We start from the raw sequence: 20,469 nt of genomic DNA, 5'->3' as shown, positions 1-20,469 counted from the left end.
AGGCAACTACTTATGAAAACCGTTTTATCAATTCAATCTAATGTTGTTTATGGCTATGCAGGCAACAAAGTTGCCACATTAGCCATGCAATTACAAGGCGTTGAAGTCATGCCGATCCACACAGTACAACTATCGAGTAATACGGTTTATCCCGATTATGATGGTATTGTATTAGGGGCTCAGCAAATTACACGGATCGTAAATAGTCTCGAAAAAATTGGCGTTTTAAAATCAATTGATGCCGTCATATCAGGTTACATTGGCCTTGCCGAACAAGGTGAAGAAATTATCGAAGCAGTAAAAAAGATAAAATATTATAACTCTAACGCCATTTATGTGTGCGATCCGGTTATGGGCGGAGATATTAATAAAGGCAGTTCGCTACCGCAAAATATTATTGATTTTTTCACTAAGCAAGCGATTAAACATGCAGACTATATTACGCCGAATTTATTAGAATTACAGATATTATCGAATATCGAAATTAAAACCTTTAACGATGTACAAACGGCAATTAAAAAACTGCAAAATCAACCTATCCAAGCAATTTTAGTTAAAAATTTAGTCCATGCCGGTAAAACCACAGAATTGTTTGAAATGATATTAGCCACACCATCGCAAAGTTATCACCTTGCCCGTCCATTATATGACTTCCCTTATCGTCCATTGGGCGTTGGCGATTTAATCTGTAGTTTGTTCACTGCTCATTTAATTAATGGCAAATCACAATTAAATGCATTTGAACTAGCCGCCAATGCAGCGAATCACGTATTAGCTGTTACCAAACAAAAAGAGGCTAGAGAACTAGCGATTATTGATTCACAAGACTGGCTAAAAAAACCTGATTTACAGTATCGAGCAACACCATTATTATAAAAACAGCATTTTAAAAATAATTTGATTTAGATTATTGGCATAATTAATTAAAAGCGTTAACAATAGATTAATATGCCATATAAACAGGATGGATGAGATGAAAGGTTACCGAATAAATATTAGTTTGATTGTAATAGCGTGGTTGGCAACTATTGGAGTAGCTACTGCTTATGAACTTGATTGCCCAACCCGAATCAATATTAAATCCGATCATCCTGAACTTGAAGCAACTCCTGAGGGTTGGCAAGTTTCAATGAAAAAAAACCGTAGTTTACTACTCAGTGGTATTGGTGTTTATTCCGATGAGCCAGTTAAATTATTTCAATTAAAACCTGAAATTGGCATTATTGATGGCAAAAAACATGACCTTACTTGGCAAATCAATTCAGCCTATGATGAAAATGGAAACTACGTTAGTTGTAGCTATAATGGCGATGAAGTCCAATTAGTAAAAAAAATCGATCCATCGATGAAAAGTTGCTGGGCGGATTATTCAAATGATAAAAATCAACACACAACAGCCAAACTTATCTGTAGTGCTAATGAATGGCAAAAGGTGGAATAAATCTGGTTTTTTAATTTTAAATGCTTTGAATTTAAGTATCTTTAATAGTGTTTGTTATGCTTAGTCGGTTTGATAATTATCTCATCGACTTATCAAATTTGGCATATTTTAATCTATGCTTAGATGTCATTAATTGAACTAATAAGAAATATATCAAAATTTGTAACAAGAAAATAAGATATTTGTGGTTTTACACAATGAAAAAATTATGCCTTTTCCTGTATTCATTATGTGTAAAAATAATTAAGGAGTCTATACCATCAAAAGGACAACGATAATGTATCATTCTCTATTACCGATTGAGCAACATCTTGCCGCTGAACGTTTTTTGCTGGCGTTGCCGGATTTGGTGGCGACAACGCCTTTATGTCGACGTTTTAAACCAGCTTCATTGTTCATAAATATTGCGCCAATGACGTTAAGCAATCAACCACATAGCTTTATTGCAGATAAGTTTAACCTTTCAGCGCGAGCAGCACGGCGGTGGGATAATGTTATCCGTCAGTTGTTAGCACAATATGAACCGGATCTTTATCAAGCGATTCTTAACCTTGCTCAAGCAAAACCAACAGAAGTTTTTCAGCAAGCTAAGGCTTTTAAATCGTGGCTTACTGGACTACTTAAGACGTCTGTCATGCCTTGCGATTATTGCCACTCTTTGAATACTATTCGCATTGGCCATCGGCTTAATTTTCGTTGTAAAACCTGTCGACGAACCTTTAATCCACTGAAACAATATCAACTTAATAAGTTATCTCACCATGAACGATGGTTACCGTTTATTGATTTATTGCTGCAAGGTGAAACATATAAAACCATTCAGCAACAATTAGGCATTAATGCCAATACCGCAGCTAAATGGCAGCGCTATTTTTTTACATTAATGGAAGAACAAGGATTTACACTTTTGGTTAACTATTGCCGAGCAAAGCGACGCCAGCGTTATCGTCAAACCTGGTTAGATATTAATGCAAAATAATATAATTGTAAAAAATATTGAGGAGTTTATGCTGTCTTAAATTAAATTGCTAAACAATTTATAGCTAAAAGTTTTTAACAATACGTTTGAATAAAAATCTGTTTTTTTAATTAATTATTATTAATAATCTTATAACTAATATAAATTCATAAATAAACAAGTTTCTTGCTTTGTGATATCGGTGGTGGCTATTGCAATAGTGTATTTATCTAGATAGTAATGAATCAATACTAGAATCAATCATTGTTGGATTATTAAGACTCTTTCAATATATCGGTATTATTGCAGAAACAACTCTTTCTCTATTCTTACTGGAAACAAATACACGATAGTTATTTTTGTTTTTTTATATTAGTGTATCAGTAATTTTAGTGGTAATTTGGCAATGTTTGGGGTTGTTTATTCTAAGGTGTGAATTTTAATTGGTTAAAAGAATTAAATTACCTTAATTTATTCAATAAAAACAACATTAAAACTAAAAAATAATCTGAAAGTTTACTAATTCATTTAAGAGTCCTAAAATACTAAAAAATTACAACTAAAAAGGCTTATTTGTTTGTAATTTAATTATTATATCAAATGGATATTTAGGTTTGAGGGGAGTTTTGTGGCAATAAGAAGACAATATAGAGGTGATGAAGATGATAAAGAATATTTTCAACGACTATTTCAATCTGCAAATATTAATTTTTTGATTGGCTCTGGAGCATCTCAACCTGCTATAAATATGCTAGGTGATATAGAAAATAACTTACAGAAACTTATAGAAGAAGAAAATGAACCAGATTATTTTGGCCTTGCAGAAAGTTTCTTATCAAAAATTTGGGATGTAACAGATAATCTTTTAGAACGCAATTTCATTATTAATATTGATCCTACTAAGATTGATACTACAAAAAAAAATTATATAAATTTCATAGCAAGTTTAGAAAATATTTTAATTAAAAGGCGAACCAATCTATTACCAAGAAGAATAAATATCTTTACAACTAATTATGACTTATTTATTGAAGAAGCAGCTACTTACCGACATAATTTAATTCTAAATGATGGTTTTACTCATCGCAAAAATATTTTTAATGAATTTATCTATGATCCTAAAAGTTTTTATCGTTCAACTTATGCTACAGGAAATTTTTATAATTATAGTGTTGAATTACCAACTATAAATTTAATCAAATTACACGGTTCTCTTTCATGGAGTAAAGAGAATGATGATATCTACTATAGAATTCCACCAGAAAGACCTATTAATTTTGAAGATGAAAAAGCGAAGAAAGATTGGGTTAATCAACATGCGCTAGTTTTGCCACGCAAAGAAAAATTTAAAGAAACAGTTTTAGAAAATATTTATTATGATTTGTTAAGAACGTATTCTAACGAATTGGATAAAGAAGGAACATTATTAATCGCATTTGGATTTTCTTTTGGTGACGAGCATATAGAATTATTAACTAAAAAAGCTTTACGGAATACTACTCTTAAATTACTTATATTTTCATATAATGATAATAGTATTAAATCTTATGAAGATAAATTTAAAGACTTTTCCAATGTGGAAATTATTTATTTAAAAGATAAAAACATGGATTTAAAAAGTTTTTGTTCAATATTAAAAATCATTTAGGTTATACACATGACTGAATTTTTCATTGATAATGAAGCAGTACTTAGAATAGGTGAAGTAGTCGAAGTATCAGGAAGGAATATAACAATTCTTGTAGATAAAAATAAAAATTTAAGCGATCTTTTTTTTAATGGCAAAGTACTGAGAAATGTTTCTGTAAACAGTTTTATTGAAATAAAAAAAGGATTTCTTAGTTTAATTGTAAAAATTGAATCCGAAAAAATTATAGAAGATAAAAACTATTCTTTAAAAAATATTGGTGGTTCAAGTTCTAATCGTTATCTCCGTTTTTTGACTACATCACTACTTGGCTTTATTGATAATCGAGGAATATTTGTTGGCGGAACAAGGGAATTTCCTCTTATTGGTAACGAAGCATTTATTGTAACTGAACCAATTATTCAGTGCATTCATAATATAACAAATGAAAAAGATTTTAGTATAAACTTCGCTAAAACAGATTTAGAAAATATTGATATTTCAATTCCTGTTGATGGGTTATTAAATTCGCACATAGCTATTTTTGGTAATACAGGTAGTGGAAAATCAAATACTTTAGCTGCATTATACAAAAATGGTTATGAAACCTTGAAAACTAAAATAGTAAATAATTTTCATAGTAAATGTCGATTTTTATTATTTGATTTCAATGGCGAATACATTTCTAATGATTGTATTACTCCCGATAAAAAGGTTTATAATCTTTCCACTCATACAGATAAGGGTGATAAAATCCCAATTCCTAAAGAAATGCTACTGGAGCACGAAATGCTTTCTATTTTATCCAGTGCATCAGAAAAAGCTCAAAAACCTTTTTTAAAAAGAGTGTTGGATTTTTATACTATAATTAACGCTACTACAACTAGTACTCCAATAGATTATTTTAGATCTATTCTCAAAAATTGCGTTAAAAAAACACTTACAATTAGTGATAAAGTAAAAGCAGATACTATTTTTGATTTTTTTAGGCCATTATTTAAAGATGATGATTTAACATCTGATTTAGAATTTAATTTTAAAAATAAAGTTTGGACAGTAAGAGATACAGGTAAATATATAGATACTGAAAATGATGCTGAACAAACAAAAATTTATAAATCTGCTGAAAAATTTACATTTGCTACTGATTTATTAGATAATTTATTACAATTTATGTATTTAAAATTAATACAAGAAATGTTATCAAATAGATCAGAACAAGCTCATATTTCACCAGTAATTAATAGGCTTATTAGTAATAGAAAGGATATTAGAAAAATTTTTGATACTTCTGGAGCAATAAAATTTTGGACAGAGAGTAATTTTGTTGTAATTAATCTTAACATGGTTAATCTTACAATGAAAAAAATACTACCTCTACTAATATCAAGGTGGGCTTATAATAATAAAAAACAAGAAAGTGAAACTTCCTCACTTTCATTTATTATTGACGAAGCTCATAATATTCTTTCTAGTACATCTAGCAGAGAGTCAGAAAGCTGGAAAGATTATCGTTTAGAAACTTTCGAGGAAATAATTAAAGAAGGTCGAAAATTTGGTGTATTTGTTACTATTTCCAGCCAAAGACCAAATGACATATCGCCAACAATTATTTCACAAGCTCACAACTATTTTATTCATCGATTAATTAATCAAAATGACTTATTTTCCATCCAAAAAGCAGTCTCATATATTGATAAAGTGAGTGAGGAGTCAATACCAACACTACCAAGAGGTACTTGTATATTTAGTGGTGTTCTAAGTCAAATGCCATTAAAGTTAAGAATAACTGAATTAGATGATAAATATAAACCGAAAAGCAATACTTTATCATTTAATGATTTTATATGAGAAAACAATCATCAATACTTTATTAACATCAGATCACAACATCCTATGTAAATATCATATTTTTGAACCTTTATTAATTAGCTAATAAAAACCACCAACCCTTTACCTTCCCCCAATTTTTGTAAAAATATTGAGGAGTCTATACCGTCTTAATTTTTCTTAATAAGAAAATAGATGCTATAAAACACAATAATTCCATGTTGAGAATTTTTAGTTACTTTTTATAATCATATAGTTATGAAAAAGTCCATCCTCAAGATAAGGTTTAGCTGTGGTTTGAATTAAATCGGCATTTTCTTGTGCTTGAATGACTGACGTAATCACTTATATCAATCATGATGATTAATAAAAAGAGCGCTCATTTTAATAACGGCGCTTTTTACATTCAATTTTACTAAAGCTTATTATTTATCATCACCAGCCAATAAATATAATGCTTCGTATGGTCTTAATTGGATTTCAGAGTCGAATGTTGTTGCTGGCTGATAATTACTCAATAATCTTTGCCAATTAGTACTTTGTAAGGTTTTTGGTAACTGCCAGTTAACAGGTTGTTCAGTAAGATTGGTTATCACTAATAGTTGTTGATTATTATAACGGCGCAAGTAGCACCAATAATCAGCAACATTGGCGGTTAAATCCTGATAATCACCTAAAATAAATATCGGGTATTCTTGGCGTAATTTAATTAATGCTTGGTAGCAGTAAAAGATAGAATCGGGATCTTCAAGTGCGGCTTTGACATTGATTTGTTGATAATTACTTGCCACTTCGATCCATGGTTGACCTTTAGTGAAACCAGCATTTAAGCTATCATCCCATTGCATGGGGGTTCGGCTGTTGTCACGCGATTTGCTCGCTAATATGGCTAAGATTTCCGCTTTATCCATACCTTCGGCTATTTTTTCGTGGTAGATATTTAGGCTTTCAACATCACGATACTGGTCAATATTATCAAAATGTGGATTGGTCATGCCGATCTCTTCGCCTTGATAAAGGTATGGCGTACCCTGTAATCCATATAGCAACATGGCAAGCATTTTGGCGGATTCTGTGTGATATTGGCTTTCATTGCCTAAGCGTGACACAATTCGCGGTTGATCGTGATTACACCAGAAAATAGCATTCCAAGCTTTATTATGCATCCCGGTTTGCCACTCGCCGATGATATTTTTTAACTGGAGTAGATCAGGTTTGGCTAATGCCCATTTATAGCCATTTGGATAATCGACTTTTAAATGGTGGAAATTAAATGTCATAGTTAGCTCTTTTCCGTCTAATGAGGCATATTTTAAGCAGTTAGCTAACGAGGTCGAAGACATTTCCCCCACCGTTTTTAGATCATTGGGTTGAAAGGCATCTCGGCTCATTTCTTGTAAAAACTCGTGGATTTTAGGCCCATCGGTATAGAAGCGTCGACCATCACCATTGTTGTCATCTGCAAAATCTTGTTGTTTGGAGACTAAATTAATCACATCCAGTCTTAAGGCATCCACGCCTTTATCTGCCCAAAACTGGCATACTTTTTTAATTTCGTTACGAACTTGTGGATTTTCCCAATTAAGGTCAGCCTGCTCTTTGGCAAATAGGTGTAAGTAATATTGCCCAGATTGTTCATGCCATTGCCATGCTTTACCACCAAACTTGGAGCGCCAATTATTGGGCTCGCTACCGTCCGCCTTAGCATCTTTCCAGATATAAAATGAGCGATAAGGGCTAGATTTATCTAAGGCTGATTTAAACCATGGATGTTCGGTTGAGGTATGATTAAACACCATATCCATCATAATGCGGATGCCACGTTCATGCGCCTGTTTGACTAATAATTCAAAATCCGCCATTGAACCATAAGCCGGATCGATATCGTAATAATCGGCAACATCATAGCCATTATCAATTTGCGGTGATGGATAAATTGGCGTTAACCAAATGGCACTAATACCAAGTTTTTTTAGATAATCTAAGCGACTGATAATACCTAACAAATCACCGGTTGCCAGATCTTGACTGGCTTGAAAACTTTTTGGGTAGATTTGGTAAATGGTACCGTTTTGCCACCATGGGATAGCTATTTTATTCATTGCTCGCTCTTTATTTTTAATCAGTAGATTCAAATTCACCAGCGGTAAAAACCGTGGTGAATCCCCTATTTATAACCGTTATCGGATATTTAACGTGCCTTTTTTCTGTTTTATTTTGTAAACAATGGCGGTTAATACGATTGGCACCACAATCGCCACCAACATAGCCAAGGCATAAATCGCCCAGAAGACTGGTTTTATCGATAGGATACCGGGTAATCCACCGACGCCGATACCATTGGATAACACCCCATATAAGCCACAAATTAATCCGGCACAAGCAGCACCAATCATGGCGCAAAACATCGGGAATTTATAGCGTAAATTGATACCATACATCGCTGGCTCAGTCACACCGAGATAGCCAGATATTGCTGCAGGAATGGATACTTCACGTTCATTATGTTTTTTACTTATTAAGATGATACCAACCACCGCTGAAGCTTGGGCAATATTGGATAAAGCGATAATTGGCCAAATAGGTGTGCCACCCATGCTTTCGGTAATCTGCATATCGATGGCTAATGTGGTGTGGTGAATACCTGTAATAACCAAAGGAGCATAGAAGAAGCCAAAAATAGCAGAGCCAATAAAGGCATAATTACCGGTCATTAAATACTTAACCACATAAGCAATACCATCGCCGAGCATGCGCCCAATTGGTCCTAAAACGAAGTGAGCTAAGACGACTGATACCATTAAGGCAACAATTGGCACGATAACTAAATTTAAGTAATCAGGAATAATTTTGCGAAGACGCGTTTCAATCCATCCTAACGCTAAACCGGCAAAAATTGACGGTATAACTTGTGCTTGATAGCCAACTTTAGCAATGGTAAACCAACCAAAATCCCATACTTTGGGAATGGCCTTACCCAAATCATAAGCATTCATCAGTTGTGGTGAAACTAATGTGATGCCTAATACAATGCCCAAAACGGGTGATCCGCCCATTTTTTTCACCGTAGACCAGCAAATAGCTACTGGTAAGAAGTGAAAGATAGCTTCACACGGTAACCATAGGAAATCGTTAATTGGTATCAGCCAACTAAAAGTATGTATTAGCGGTTTATTGTCAATGGTTGGCATTTCACCAATCACATTACGTAAGCCAAGTAGTAAACCACCCGCAATGAGTGCGGGTAATAATGGCACGAAGATTTCCGCTAAATTCGAGATTAACCGTTCAAACCAGGACATATTTTGTTTAGCTGCGGCTTTGGTTTGTTCTTTGGTTGCTTCATCAATATTTAACTGTTCAGTGAGTAATTTGTAATAACGGTCAACATCCGTGCCAATAATAACTTGGAATTGCCCGGCGTTATTAAAGCAACCTTTGACAAAAGGTAATTCTTCAATAGCGTCAACATTGGCTATTTTCGGATCAGCAAGCGCAAATCTTAATCTGGTTAAACAATGGGTGACACTGGCAATATTTTCTTTTCCGCCAACCAGCTCAATTAGTTGCATAATTGATGCGGTTGAAACTTTAGGTGCTTTCGCCATTGTTAAGTCTCCTTATTTTCAATTTAAGCCAATATTTTGGTTTTTAGTTAAATCATTTCGATCCTAATTTGATAGAGATTAAGCATAAATGGAATTACTATTTAAATAAATGGGAACGTTCCCTTTTTGTGATAAACCTCACAATTTTCAGATAATCACAGCTAAATGCGATACACAGAGAGTTATCTCAGTAATTGGGATGGAACAGTAATAATTTTAGCGTTTACTTGTTTTTCTAACATCAGTAATAGCTCGTTTGCAGCATAGATGCCCGCTTTATCAAAACCAAGATCAACCGTTATCGTTTGAGAAAATAAGAAATTTAGTAACTCACTACTACCGATACTAATAACAACAATATTATTAATATTTTTTTCCGATAAAAATTTATTTAAGCCTAAAGCAATCGAATCAGTAGCACAAACTATCGCTGTTGGTGAATGAACTAACACCGATTCGGCAAGCTCATAACCAGAATAATAACTTAAATTACCAAGTACGGCATTGGCTTGAATTTTATAGGCAGTACAAAAATCAATATAGGCCTGATAACGTAAACCACCAGTAGTTTGATCTTGTTTATCAACACCAATAAAACCTATTTTTTTATGTTTTTCTGATTGATATAAGTAAGTTAGTGCTTTATTTACTGCACCAATATCATCATAACAAATACAAGAATAAGCCGGAAATGGCCTAGCAATCACCACACATTTATGTTGCCAAACCGTTAACAATGAACTGTCCAATCCCGTAAAAGCAAACACAATAATGCCATCAGCTTGTTTTTCTCTTAACATCGTCAGATGTTCGGCGACTTTTGTGGCACTAAATTGACTCTCAATAATTATAGGATCATAGCCATTAGCATAAAAAATCGGCAACATACTTTGCACTGCATGATTTTCAGATATTGAATCAAGGCGTGTGACAATAATACCAATCACTTTATTACCATAACCACGCATTGCTCTAGCCGATTTCGATGGCGTAAATTGATATTGTTCAACAATTGCCATCACTTTATTACGAGTTGATTCCTTCACCATAGGATCGTGATTAATCACTCGTGAAACCGTCGATTTACTGACGCCACTTAATTTAGCTATATCTTTAATGGTTAAATTAGTTGATGATTTACTCATAATCAATTTGTTGAATGAATATCAATTAAATCATAGTAATACAGATTAAAGAAAATAGCGATAATCATATCAATGATAAGATTATCGCTAATTCTGATCTTATTTGCTGTATTTTAATTTGTAGATGCTACCCCAATCTAACATAGCATCGTGTACTTGCTTTAAACTTTCTCCGACTTCAGTTAAGGTATATTCCACTTTAGGTGGCACTTGGGCATACACTTTGCGGGTAATTAAACCATTTTTTTCCATAGTGCGTAGATGAGAAGTAAGCACTTTTTGTGAGATGCCGTTGAGTGATTTTTTCAGTTCACCAAAACGTTTGGTGCCAGAAAGTAAGTCTCGAACAATTAGGACTTTCCATTTGTCACCCATTAATAATAGGGTGGTTTCAACAGGACATGGCGGTAAATTTTCAATTGCCTGCATAATAAAATTCCTTTAATTTCAACAATAGTATCTAAATAGTAACTATATTACTACTTGGTACCTACTTTACAATAGAAACTTTGGATATTAAGCTAAAAAAATTAATTTATCTAAGTCGTAATAAGGAGAACAAGATGAAAATTGCAGTAATTGGTGCAAATGGTAAATCAGGACAATTATTGGTTAAAGAAGCATTATCACGAGGACATGATGTCACAGCTATCGTACGTAAACCGAGTTCAAATAGCGACGCAAAAGCGAAAGTATTAGTTAAAGATCTATTTCAATTAACTTATGACGATTTAAAACCATTTGATGTGATTATTGATGCATTTGGTACTTGGACACCTGAATCACTACCATTACATCAAACTAGCCTTAAACATTTAACCGATATTTTAAGCGGTAAACCTAACCGTTTATTAGTTGTTGGTGGTGCCGGCAGTTTATACGTCAACCCAGAGCATACCGTTCGTTTAGCCGATTCACCAGATTTCCCTGATGAATTTAAACCATTAGCCAACAATATGGCGAAAGCTTTAGATCAACTAAGAACCTGTGATGATGTGCAATGGACCTATTTAAGCCCAGCAATTGAGTTTATTGCTGATGGAGCAAGAACTGGTCATTATATTGTTGGTGGCGAGCAATTCTTAGTTAACAGCCAAGGTAAAAGTCAAATCAGCTACGCTGACTATGCGATCGCTATGATTGATGAAGCAGAAAAAGCCCAACATATCAAACAACGTTTCACTGTTGTCGCTGAATAATCAAATTATCCAAAAGTCTTGCCAATTTAATAGGTAAGACTTTTTGGTTTATCTCTTATCTATTCACTACCAATTTGACAGGTCACTTTGATTTCACGATTATCGCTAATTTCTAAATTTGATAATACCGCTAATTGTGGAAAGTTAGGTCTTAAAAACTGCGCCAACATAGCCCGCAAGGTATGATTAACTAATAAAACTGGCGGTGCACCAATTGCATCTTGTTGATTAAGGGCTTGCTGAAGCTGTTGGAGTATATGTTCCGCCAAACCTGGCTCAACATTACTGGTATTTTGTAACGCTTGCAGTAATATTCGCTCTAAACTGATACTTAATCCAATCACTTTTACCGGCTCAGTTCCCGGAAACCACTGCTGAGTAATCACTCTACCCAATGCTATTCTAACAATACTAAGTAACTGGTAAGCATCATTTTGGTTAGCTGCTTGTTCACAAATTGTCTCAATAATCGTACGCATATCACGAATAGAGACTTTTTCGGCCAACAAGTTTTGTAAAATTTTATGAAACGTGGTTAATGGTACGACACCAGGAATAAAATCCTCGACTAATTTAGGAATATCTTGTTTGATGCGATCCAGTAATTCTTGCGTTTCTAAACGCCCTAATAGATCACTGGCAAATTGATGCAATAAGTGATTAAAGTGAGTAGCAATCATGGTACTGGTATCAACCACGGTATAACCTAATATTTGGGCAGCTTCTTTATTATTGGCATCTATCCAAACCGCAGGTAAACCAAATGCTGGTTCAGTTGTTGCAATACCATCAATTTTTTCGGTCACTGTGCCAGGATTAATCGCTAACCACTTGTTATTCATAATTTCACCTTGACCTATTTCGCCACCTTTTATAAAAATTTTATATTGATAAGGAGATAATGAGAGGTTATCGCGAATATGTACTTGTGGTGGTAAAAAACCTAATGTTTGGGCAAACTTTTTGCGTAAACTGCGAATTCGGCCTAGTAATTCACCATTTTGATTTTGATCAACCATAGGGATTAAGCCATATCCGACTTCCATCGCTAAAATATCTTCAATATTGACATCAGACCATGAAGCTTCAACATTTGTCGGTTTAGTTGCTGCTACATTTTGTTGCGGAGTAGACACTGACTTTTCAAGTTTCTTTTGTTTGCTTAACCACCACGAAATGAGTGATAAAATAGCCGTAAACATTAAAAATACTAAATTTGGCATACCCGGAATAAGTCCAAGCAACCCAATTACAACTGCAGTTAAGATTAATACTTGTGGATTATTAAATAACTGCTTTAACATTTGGTCACTGATGTTTTCTTGTGAAGTGACCCGAGTCACAATAACACCTGCAGCAGTGGAAATAATTAGGGAAGGAATTTGCGCAACTAATCCATCACCAATAGTTAATAGCACATAGGTTGTACTGGCATCGGATAATGTCATACCATGCTGCATCACGCCAACTAATAAGCCACCGACAATGGTAATCGCCATAATCAATAAACCAGCGATAGCGTCACCACGCACAAATTTACTTGCCCCGTCCATGGAGCCATAAAAATCGGCTTCTTGAGTAACTTCTGCACGCCGAGCTTTAGCTTCATCCTCACCGATTAGTCCTGCATTAAGGTCGGCATCAATAGCCATTTGCTTACCCGGCATACCATCTAATGCAAAGCGAGCACCTACTTCAGCTATCCTACCCGCGCCTTTAGTGATTACCATAAAGTTAATAATAACTAAAATGATAAACACAACAATACCAATGGCAAAATTACCACCAACTAAAAAGTGTCCAAAAGCTTCAATTACTCGACCAGCCGCATCACTACCAGTATGGCCTTTTAGTAACACCACTCTAGTTGAGGCAACATTAAGAGATAAGCGTAATAAAGTTGCAAACAATAAAACGGTGGGAAAAGCGGCAAAATCAAGAACTCGCTTAGTAAACAGTGCCACAATCAAAATGATAATAGATAAGGCAATATTAAAAGTAAAAAAGAGATCTAAAATAAATGCTGGTAAAGGTAATACCATCATCGAAAGAATCAATAAAATCAGCATTGGTCCAGTTAAAATTCGATAATGACCATTTTTTAAGCTATTTATTGATAATAGATTAGTTAATTTTGATTTCATCATAACAATTGCAATTACCTTTATTTATTCACATATAAAGATTCTGGGATTGATAAATTGGTTGGTTTGAGTGGTTTTTCACCACCATATCTATGCCATCTTTTTAATTGATAAACCCAGGCGAGAATTTGTGCTACCGCAGCATAGAGCTCTGCTGGTATTGATTTACCTATCTCACCATGGCGATATAATGCTCGAGCTAAAGGTGGCGCTTCTAATTGCGGGATCTGATGCTCTTGAGCAATTTGTTTGATTTTGCTCGCTATATTATCGGTACCTTTAGCCAATATCTTGGGCGCACTCATGGTTTTTTCATCATATTGCAGAGCAACCGCATAATGGGTTGGGTTAGTAACAATAACATTAGCTTTAGGGACATCTTTCATCATCCTACGCCTTGCTATTGCCTGCTGCATTTGTCGAATACGCCCTTTAATTTGCGGATTACCTTCTTGCTCTTTAAACTCATCTTTCACTTCTTGCTTCGACATTTTTAACTTTTTCAAATTGCTCCATATTTGGTAAAAAATATCAAAACCAACCATTGGTATTAAGGCTAATACAATCAATAAACTAGCGTAAATCAGCAATTGCATTACCTGAGATAACGCATTATTTAAATACATACTGGGTAGTGCCAGCATATTAGGAAATTGATGTATCAAAAATAGGGCAGCAGCAAAAGCGATTAAAACCACTTTAAGAATACTTTTAAACAATTCGGAAAAAATTCGCAGACTAAATAACCGTTTAAATCCACTAATAGGATTCAATTTGCCTAAATTAGGTTTAATCGATTGTAGGCTAAACAGCAAACCACCAACACTAAGCGGAGCAATGATAGCGACTATAACTAATCCCACAAAAATAGGTAAAATCGCCCAAAATCCAGCGGTTAATAAATTAATTAAATTGAAAATAATCTGTTTATCATCATCGGTTCGGTGGGCAACTAACATGGCTTGTTGAATAATTGCTTTTAATTTGCTAACAAAATGTGTTCCCATTATCCAAAACAACATAATGCCAACTAATAATATAATTAGCGATGTTAACTCACGAGATCGAGGAATTTGCCCCTTTTCCTTAGCCTTTTTTAATTTACTATCGGTGGGTTGTTCACTTTTCTCTAGATCACTATCATCAGCCATATATCAGTTAAACCAATTTTACTGTCTAATTACACTTTACTTTGATAGCACAGTATGAACGTAACTTATTAAAGTTATTGGCTTAATAAGACCCTAAATTACTGGTTATTTAGCTCGTTTAGCTTTAAATAGTATTAAAATGATTAAACTTTAGCACGTTTAGATGAAATAGTTTCAGGCTGTTGATAACCGTGATAAGTGTAAACCGCGGGGTTATTAATACTTTTCAAATAATCAATCGATTGTTGTGTCATATTCATACGATTTTGAATAAGTATACCGTTATCCCGATTGATTTGAGCTAATCGTTGAGTGGTATTAGTGATGGCTTGCCATTTCAACGCTAGCTCTGGGTTTTCACTATAAGGTGATTGGATATTATAGCGTGCACTTACTTTTAGCCGTTTTTCATCAAGTAACTTTAACTCAATAAGTAATTGGCTTTTTTGATTTATAACGTCATTTAATTGGCTAATTGTATTAGTCCCAATTAGGATTTGCTGTTCAGACTCTAGAATATCTGAAAGTGATTGCAACATGACTGTTACATTATTAAAAATGTTATCTAACTCTAACATTATGATATTCCTTCAAAAATTAATTAGCTTTCAATCTCTTCAAGAGTTTGCTTAATAATTTCGTCTGCAATTTTATTTGGATTGATGACTAAGTTACCATTAGTAATAGCCTGTTTTATTTTCTCAATTTTACTAATATCAATATCATTTTCTGTCGAATGTAATAATGCGATAGTGTTTTGGCTTAATTTGACATTGCTATTCAAATTTAAGCTATTTGACGTTTGCACAGATGCTTTAGTTTCTTTATTTTGTCCATTTATTAAATCACGATTCAGCAATCCCGATACTGCTGTAACCAATTTTGTTGCATCTATACTCATAAAATTCCTTTAATTCAAGTCAAGGTTTATAGGGTTGGTTTAGTCTAATTATCGGCAAAAATCAAAAAATCATTAATTTTATTTATTAATAATAATGATAGCTTTTTCACTAACAACACCTTCAACAACATTACCCGTATTAAGTTTAATATTAATTGATTCTCCCAATGCCCCATTACTTAATGTCTTGCCATGCGTTGCAATTGAGTAACCTTCGCCATTAATAATGACCTTTACGGTTTGACCGGCTTTAACATACCAGTTTTTCTGCAGCATTGAATTTTTTATTACTTCACCATCATTAATATTACGTAAAGCAAGATGATTGATAACTTCAGATTGATTTAAAATTACTGTTGCTGGTAATTTATCTAGCTGACCAGACTGCATTTTTACCAGTTGTTCAGTAATTAATGTTCCTGCACTAATTGCTTGTTTAGCAATAACATAATGGCCACTCACAGCGACGTATATCTGGATATATTTAGTGATATTTTCGCATTTGGCGGTAATGGTTAAATTGCCCCATTGTTTATTTTTGTTCAATATCGCCAATGTTGGTGAGTCACAACTTAATTGTGGTTTTGCAGTTGGATAATTAATGACAACTTTATCAACATTCACATCAATAAGTTGTTGATGGATCAGATCACTAATTTGTTTTTCAAGTGCAGTGGCACAAACTATTTTTGAACAACCTAACATACAAAAAAGAAACAACAATCTAATAATCTGAGGCATATTTGTTGGGGTTCATGTAATTATTGATAACTAAATTGTACTTTATAAGCCCAGCTATCGAATGTTGAAATAAGGGCAATTTTTATCGTTATTTATACGATGATTTTTTTTTGATTTGCTTAAAATTCTTTTTATCTATCAGGATGAGATGATTTTATGCTAAATAAATTAGATACTTTCGTTAATTTTCACCAACAAGCACTCAATGTTCGTGAAAAACGTCAAAATATACTTGCAACCAATATTGCTAATAGTGATACGCCTAATTACCAAGCGAGGGACATTGATTTTAATACTGAATTAAATAGAGCCATCAATAATCAATCGACCCACAATAATATAAAACTAAATATTACTTCTGCAAAACATATTCAAATAACTAGCGCTGATTTCACTAATTATAATCTTCTTTATCGTATTCCTTATCAATCATCTGCTGATGGCAACACTGTTGAGATGGATCAAGAACGAACTGCTTTTATGGATAACAGTATCCACTATCAAAGTAATTTAACCTTTTTAGGTGAACAGTTTAAAAATGTCATTTCGGTATTACAGCAAGGATAATCATCATGAGCTTCTCTATTTTTTCGGTTTCTGGTTCAGCCTTAATGGCACAAACACAACGAATGAATGTCAGTGCCAGTAATTTAGCTAATGCTGATAGTGTTACCAGTACTTCTGGTCAAGCTTATCGAGCCAAACAAGTTATCTTTCAAGTCGATGACAATGGTTATTCCAATAGTGTTGCTGGAGTAAAAGTAGCACAAGTTATTGAAGATCCTGCACCAATGAATTTAGTTTATGAACCTAATCATCCTTTGGCTGACGAACAAGGCTACATTCAAAAACCTAACGTTGATGTAGTAGCTGAGATGGTTAATACCATTTCTGCATCTCGTAGCTACCAAGCAAATGTAGAAGTGATTAACACCGCAAAAAGTTTAATGCTAAAAACACTGACTCTAGGACAATAAAAGGGCGTAATTGATGGGTATCTCAAATGTAGCAGTTTCACAATCAACTAATATGGCCAGTCCACAAGCGCTAAAGAAAGGTACGTCTGATGGTAACTCTAGTCAGGAACTACAAGATAATTTCTTAACATTACTTATTGCCCAAATGAAAAATCAAGATCCTACCAATCCAATGGATAACAGTCAGTTAACCTCGCAATTAGCTCAAATCAATACGTTAGCGGGTATCGAACGACTGAATACCACATTAGGTATGGTTTCAGGCCAAATTGACGATAGCTTATCAGTCAATGCCAGCAACATGATTGGTAAAGGTGTCATGGTTCCAGGTAATAAAATTTTGGTTGCTACATCAGAAGTGGAAGGTTCGGAAAGCGAAAAGGAAACTATTACCACACCATTTGGCTTTGAACTTATGCGTGATGCTGAGTCAGTAGTCATTACCATCAAAGATGAAAATGGCAATGTTGTACGTGAGGTCGATTTAGGTTCGATTCCTGCTGGGGTTAGCTCTTTTACTTGGGATGGTGAACTGAATGATGGAACACTAGCGCCAGATGGTAGTTATACGTTTTCGGTTAATGCCACTTATGACGGGCAAAAAGTATCATCCACACCACTATCTTACTCGGTTGTGTACGGCGTAATTAATAGCAAAGTTAATAATAAAGTATTACTTGATTTAGGGATACTTGGTTCAATTAGTATTGACGAAGTACGTCAAATTCTTTAAAGGGGAATAAGTTAATATGGGATTTTCTCAAGCAATTAGTGGTATGAATGCCGCATCAAAACAATTAGATGTTATAGGTAATAATATTGCCAATTCTGCAACAGTTGGCTTTAAAAGTGCTAGCATTTCATTTGCCGATATCTATGCTGGTTCAAAAGTAGGAATGGGCGTCAAAGTGGCTGCGGTTATGCAAAATTTTAATGATGGCACCACAACCTCCACCAATAATAGTCTAGATGTTGCTATCTCTGGTAATGGCTTCTTCCGCTTAGTTGATAGTAGTGGTCAAATCTATTATACCCGTAATGGCCAGTTTCAATTAGACGCTGATCGCAATATTATCTCAGCGGATGGTTTTCAATTAACCGGTTATCTTGCCACAGGCACACCACCACAGATCCAACAAGGTTCAGCACCAGGCCCATTAAAGATTTCACAAGAGATGTTAAATGCATCAGCAACCAATAAAGCCTCTTTGCAAACAAATTTAAATTCAAATAGCAAAGTACCTGAAAAACAACCAATTAATGCCACCGATGCTGATACCTTTAATTATTCAACCACGATCACCACTTATGATTCTTTAGGTAATCAACGTAATGTTCAGCTTTTTTATGTTAAAACGGCTGATAATCAATGGGATGTTCATTATCTTGATAGTAGTGATCCTAACGCAAGCCTACAAGCATTAGGACAAATGGAGTTTGATTCATCAGGCAAATTAATTAGTGATCCAGAAATGACGATTAATATTAATGGGCTTAATGGTTCAGCCGACAATAGCTTCACGCTGTCATTAGCAAACAGTACGCAACAAAATATGGGTAAAGAAGTCGGTAGCATTAAAACCCCTGTCGTTGATGGTTATGCTGCTGGTGATCTAGTTGGTTATAGTATCAGTGATGATGGCTCAATTTATGGCGTCTATTCTAACCAACAAACGATGTTATTAGGCCAAATTGCCATGGCTGATTTTGCCAATGTTAATGGCTTAGAATCAGCCGGTAACAATAACTGGCGGGCGACGCTTAAATCAGGTGGTGAAGTATTAGGCTCAGCTAATACCGGTACTTTTGGTTTACTAACCAGTGGTGCAGTTGAATCATCCAATGTCGATATGAGCCAAGAATTAGTTAATATGATTGTTGCCCAACGTAATTATCAATCTAATTCACAAACCATTAAAACTCAGGATCAAATCCTTAATACATTGGTTAATTTAAGATAGTTTAAGGAGTATTTATGGATCGCGTTATTTATACTGCTATGTCTGGCGCCAGCCAAACATTAAATCAACAGTCCATAACTAGTCATAATTTAGCTAATGTATCGACAGTTGGCTTTCGGGCGCAATTAACAGCAATGAAAGCCGTTCCCATTGTCGGTAGTAGTATGCCGACAAGAACCATGGTGACGGCAACTACGCCAACCTATGATTCAACAATCGGTGCCTTTAATTACACTGGACGCAATTTAGATGTTGCTTTATCCCAAGACGATTGGCTAGCAGTACAATTAGCTGATGGCAGTGAAGGATATACCCGTAATGGTGCGATTCAAATCGATGAAAACGGCACACTTAACATTCAAGGCTTTCCGTTACTTGGTGATAATGGCGTATTAACAGTACCTCAGCGTTCACAAGTTAGTGTCAGTACTGATGGGACTTTATCAGCTCTAGGTGCTGGCGATAAACGCACCACCATTGCCCAAGTAGGAAAAATAAAAAAAGTTCACCTAGAACGCAATGAATTGGTACGTGGTGATGATGGATTTTTCCATGCCACTGAGGCAACCATAAATAATCGTGGTGCCGTGTTACAAGATAACCCAAATGCAAAATTGATGTCTGGAGCACTCGAAGGCAGTAATGTTAATCCGGTTACGGCAATGGTGAATCTAATTAGCCATTCTCGTCAATTTGAAATGCAGATGAAACAAATTACCACTGCCGACGAAAATGCCCAAAAAGCCAACCAAATATTATCGTTAACTTAACTAAAATAGGAAACAG

General features: G+C 34.5%; 20 protein-coding genes. 11 read left to right on the top strand and 9 right to left on the bottom strand.

Annotated elements, in window-relative coordinates; genetic code table 11:
• Positions 1 to 12 precede the first annotated feature (12 nt).
• The 5 genes from pdxY (at position 13) to H3T56_RS07315 (ending at position 5,877) form a co-directional block, all read left to right on the top strand.
• The gene (gene pdxY / locus H3T56_RS07335; RefSeq protein ID WP_198192387.1) at positions 13 to 876 is read left to right on the top strand and encodes a pyridoxal kinase PdxY; all 864 of its coding nucleotides are present in this window, start codon (positions 13 to 15) and stop codon (positions 874 to 876) included.
• Positions 877 to 973: 97 nt separating this feature from the next.
• Positions 974 to 1,441, top strand: coding sequence for an STY0301 family protein (locus tag H3T56_RS07330; protein WP_198192386.1), 468 nt, complete (start codon positions 974 to 976; stop codon positions 1,439 to 1,441).
• A 277-nt stretch (positions 1,442 to 1,718) separates the two neighbouring features.
• A complete protein-coding gene (locus tag H3T56_RS07325) occupies positions 1,719 to 2,420 on the top strand; it encodes an IS1 family transposase (RefSeq protein ID WP_198192385.1) in 702 nt (233 codons plus the stop codon).
• A gap of 607 nt (positions 2,421 to 3,027) precedes the next feature.
• Positions 3,028 to 4,047, top strand: coding sequence for an SIR2 family protein (locus H3T56_RS07320; protein WP_198192384.1), 1,020 nt, complete (start codon positions 3,028 to 3,030; stop codon positions 4,045 to 4,047).
• Between the two features lie 9 nt (positions 4,048 to 4,056).
• Positions 4,057 to 5,877, top strand: coding sequence for an ATP-binding protein (locus H3T56_RS07315; RefSeq protein WP_198192383.1), 1,821 nt, complete (start codon positions 4,057 to 4,059; stop codon positions 5,875 to 5,877).
• A gap of 404 nt (positions 5,878 to 6,281) precedes the next feature.
• Here the strand turns inward: H3T56_RS07315 and treC are convergent, their stop codons facing one another.
• From treC to H3T56_RS07295, 4 genes are all read right to left on the bottom strand, one after another.
• Complete coding sequence (gene treC / locus H3T56_RS07310; RefSeq protein ID WP_198192382.1) at positions 6,282 to 7,958, bottom strand: alpha,alpha-phosphotrehalase; 1,677 nt, start codon at positions 7,956 to 7,958, stop codon at positions 6,282 to 6,284.
• 78 nt (positions 7,959 to 8,036) lie between these two features.
• The gene (gene treB, locus H3T56_RS07305; RefSeq protein ID WP_198192381.1) at positions 8,037 to 9,464 is read right to left on the bottom strand and encodes a PTS trehalose transporter subunit IIBC; all 1,428 of its coding nucleotides are present in this window, start codon (positions 9,462 to 9,464) and stop codon (positions 8,037 to 8,039) included.
• A gap of 182 nt (positions 9,465 to 9,646) precedes the next feature.
• Entirely contained in the window at positions 9,647 to 10,609 is a 963-nt protein-coding gene (gene treR, locus H3T56_RS07300; RefSeq protein WP_086360383.1) for a trehalose operon repressor TreR, read from the bottom strand.
• 99 nt (positions 10,610 to 10,708) lie between these two features.
• Positions 10,709 to 11,038: a helix-turn-helix domain-containing protein gene (locus H3T56_RS07295; RefSeq protein ID WP_034901015.1), complete on the bottom strand. Its 330-nt coding sequence runs from the start codon at positions 11,036 to 11,038 to the stop codon at positions 10,709 to 10,711.
• Between the two features lie 134 nt (positions 11,039 to 11,172).
• Between H3T56_RS07295 and H3T56_RS07290 the strand changes: the two genes are divergently transcribed.
• Entirely contained in the window at positions 11,173 to 11,808 is a 636-nt protein-coding gene (locus tag H3T56_RS07290) for an NAD(P)-dependent oxidoreductase (RefSeq protein WP_198192380.1), read from the top strand.
• A gap of 59 nt (positions 11,809 to 11,867) precedes the next feature.
• Here the strand turns inward: H3T56_RS07290 and flhA are convergent, their stop codons facing one another.
• The 5 genes from flhA to flgA all read right to left on the bottom strand — a co-directional run bounded on the left by flhA (position 11,868) and on the right by flgA (position 16,709).
• Positions 11,868 to 13,952 carry a flagellar biosynthesis protein FlhA gene (gene flhA / locus H3T56_RS07285; RefSeq protein ID WP_198192517.1) on the bottom strand — a complete coding sequence of 695 codons (2,085 nt, stop codon included), beginning with the start codon at positions 13,950 to 13,952 and terminating at the stop codon, positions 11,868 to 11,870.
• Positions 13,953 to 13,972: 20 nt separating this feature from the next.
• The gene (flhB, locus tag H3T56_RS07280) at positions 13,973 to 15,103 is read right to left on the bottom strand and encodes a flagellar biosynthesis protein FlhB (RefSeq protein ID WP_198192379.1); all 1,131 of its coding nucleotides are present in this window, start codon (positions 15,101 to 15,103) and stop codon (positions 13,973 to 13,975) included.
• Between the two features lie 143 nt (positions 15,104 to 15,246).
• Positions 15,247 to 15,681 (bottom strand): flagella synthesis protein FlgN, encoded by a 435-nt coding sequence (locus tag H3T56_RS07275; protein WP_034901007.1) that lies wholly within the window; start codon positions 15,679 to 15,681, stop codon positions 15,247 to 15,249.
• A 23-nt stretch (positions 15,682 to 15,704) separates the two neighbouring features.
• On the bottom strand, positions 15,705 to 16,004 hold the full coding sequence (flgM, locus tag H3T56_RS07270) for a flagellar biosynthesis anti-sigma factor FlgM (RefSeq protein ID WP_065579058.1): 300 nt from the start codon (positions 16,002 to 16,004) through the stop codon (positions 15,705 to 15,707).
• Between the two features lie 78 nt (positions 16,005 to 16,082).
• On the bottom strand, positions 16,083 to 16,709 hold the full coding sequence (gene flgA, locus H3T56_RS07265) for a flagellar basal body P-ring formation chaperone FlgA (protein ID WP_198192378.1): 627 nt from the start codon (positions 16,707 to 16,709) through the stop codon (positions 16,083 to 16,085).
• 192 nt (positions 16,710 to 16,901) lie between these two features.
• Between flgA and flgB the strand changes: the two genes are divergently transcribed.
• The 5 genes from flgB to H3T56_RS07240 are packed head-to-tail and all read left to right on the top strand — an operon-like array spanning position 16,902 to position 20,453.
• Positions 16,902 to 17,312 (top strand): flagellar basal body rod protein FlgB, encoded by a 411-nt coding sequence (gene flgB / locus H3T56_RS07260; RefSeq protein WP_065579056.1) that lies wholly within the window; start codon positions 16,902 to 16,904, stop codon positions 17,310 to 17,312.
• 2 nt (positions 17,313 to 17,314) lie between these two features.
• Positions 17,315 to 17,722, top strand: coding sequence for a flagellar basal body rod protein FlgC (flgC, locus tag H3T56_RS07255; RefSeq protein WP_086353945.1), 408 nt, complete (start codon positions 17,315 to 17,317; stop codon positions 17,720 to 17,722).
• Positions 17,723 to 17,735: 13 nt separating this feature from the next.
• On the top strand, positions 17,736 to 18,455 hold the full coding sequence (gene flgD, locus H3T56_RS07250; RefSeq protein WP_198192377.1) for a flagellar hook assembly protein FlgD: 720 nt from the start codon (positions 17,736 to 17,738) through the stop codon (positions 18,453 to 18,455).
• 16 nt (positions 18,456 to 18,471) lie between these two features.
• Positions 18,472 to 19,683, top strand: coding sequence for a flagellar hook protein FlgE (gene flgE / locus H3T56_RS07245; protein ID WP_065579054.1), 1,212 nt, complete (start codon positions 18,472 to 18,474; stop codon positions 19,681 to 19,683).
• Positions 19,684 to 19,697: 14 nt separating this feature from the next.
• Positions 19,698 to 20,453 carry a flagellar basal body rod protein FlgF gene (locus H3T56_RS07240; protein WP_034900991.1) on the top strand — a complete coding sequence of 252 codons (756 nt, stop codon included), beginning with the start codon at positions 19,698 to 19,700 and terminating at the stop codon, positions 20,451 to 20,453.
• Positions 20,454 to 20,469: the final 16 nt, after the last annotated feature.

Origin of the sequence: Gilliamella sp. W8123, from assembly GCF_016101085.1 — a bacterium.
Classification (GTDB): Bacteria; Pseudomonadota; Gammaproteobacteria; order Enterobacterales; family Orbaceae; genus Gilliamella; species Gilliamella apis.
Note: the sequence above shows the minus strand (reverse complement) of the source record. Positions and strands in the feature narration are given on the sequence as shown.

Coding starts and splice junctions, on each gene's coding strand:
- treB (WP_198192381.1), bottom strand. CDS start 9,464: ATGGCGAAAGCACCTAAAGTTTCAACCGCATCAATTATGCAACTAATT.
- flgM (WP_065579058.1), bottom strand. CDS start 16,004: ATGAGTATAGATGCAACAAAATTGGTTACAGCAGTATCGGGATTGCTG.
- H3T56_RS07325 (WP_198192385.1), top strand. CDS start 1,719: ATGTATCATTCTCTATTACCGATTGAGCAACATCTTGCCGCTGAACGT.
- flgE (WP_065579054.1), top strand. CDS start 18,472: ATGGGATTTTCTCAAGCAATTAGTGGTATGAATGCCGCATCAAAACAA.
- H3T56_RS07330 (WP_198192386.1), top strand. CDS start 974: ATGAAAGGTTACCGAATAAATATTAGTTTGATTGTAATAGCGTGGTTG.
- flhB (WP_198192379.1), bottom strand. CDS start 15,103: ATGGCTGATGATAGTGATCTAGAGAAAAGTGAACAACCCACCGATAGT.
- treC (WP_198192382.1), bottom strand. CDS start 7,958: ATGAATAAAATAGCTATCCCATGGTGGCAAAACGGTACCATTTACCAA.
- pdxY (WP_198192387.1), top strand. CDS start 13: ATGAAAACCGTTTTATCAATTCAATCTAATGTTGTTTATGGCTATGCA.
- treR (WP_086360383.1), bottom strand. CDS start 10,609: ATGAGTAAATCATCAACTAATTTAACCATTAAAGATATAGCTAAATTA.
- flgD (WP_198192377.1), top strand. CDS start 17,736: ATGGGTATCTCAAATGTAGCAGTTTCACAATCAACTAATATGGCCAGT.
- flgB (WP_065579056.1), top strand. CDS start 16,902: ATGCTAAATAAATTAGATACTTTCGTTAATTTTCACCAACAAGCACTC.
- flgA (WP_198192378.1), bottom strand. CDS start 16,709: ATGTTAGGTTGTTCAAAAATAGTTTGTGCCACTGCACTTGAAAAACAA.
- flhA (WP_198192517.1), bottom strand. CDS start 13,952: ATGAAATCAAAATTAACTAATCTATTATCAATAAATAGCTTAAAAAAT.
- H3T56_RS07295 (WP_034901015.1), bottom strand. CDS start 11,038: ATGCAGGCAATTGAAAATTTACCGCCATGTCCTGTTGAAACCACCCTA.
- H3T56_RS07275 (WP_034901007.1), bottom strand. CDS start 15,681: ATGTTAGAGTTAGATAACATTTTTAATAATGTAACAGTCATGTTGCAA.
- H3T56_RS07290 (WP_198192380.1), top strand. CDS start 11,173: ATGAAAATTGCAGTAATTGGTGCAAATGGTAAATCAGGACAATTATTG.
- H3T56_RS07240 (WP_034900991.1), top strand. CDS start 19,698: ATGGATCGCGTTATTTATACTGCTATGTCTGGCGCCAGCCAAACATTA.
- H3T56_RS07315 (WP_198192383.1), top strand. CDS start 4,057: ATGACTGAATTTTTCATTGATAATGAAGCAGTACTTAGAATAGGTGAA.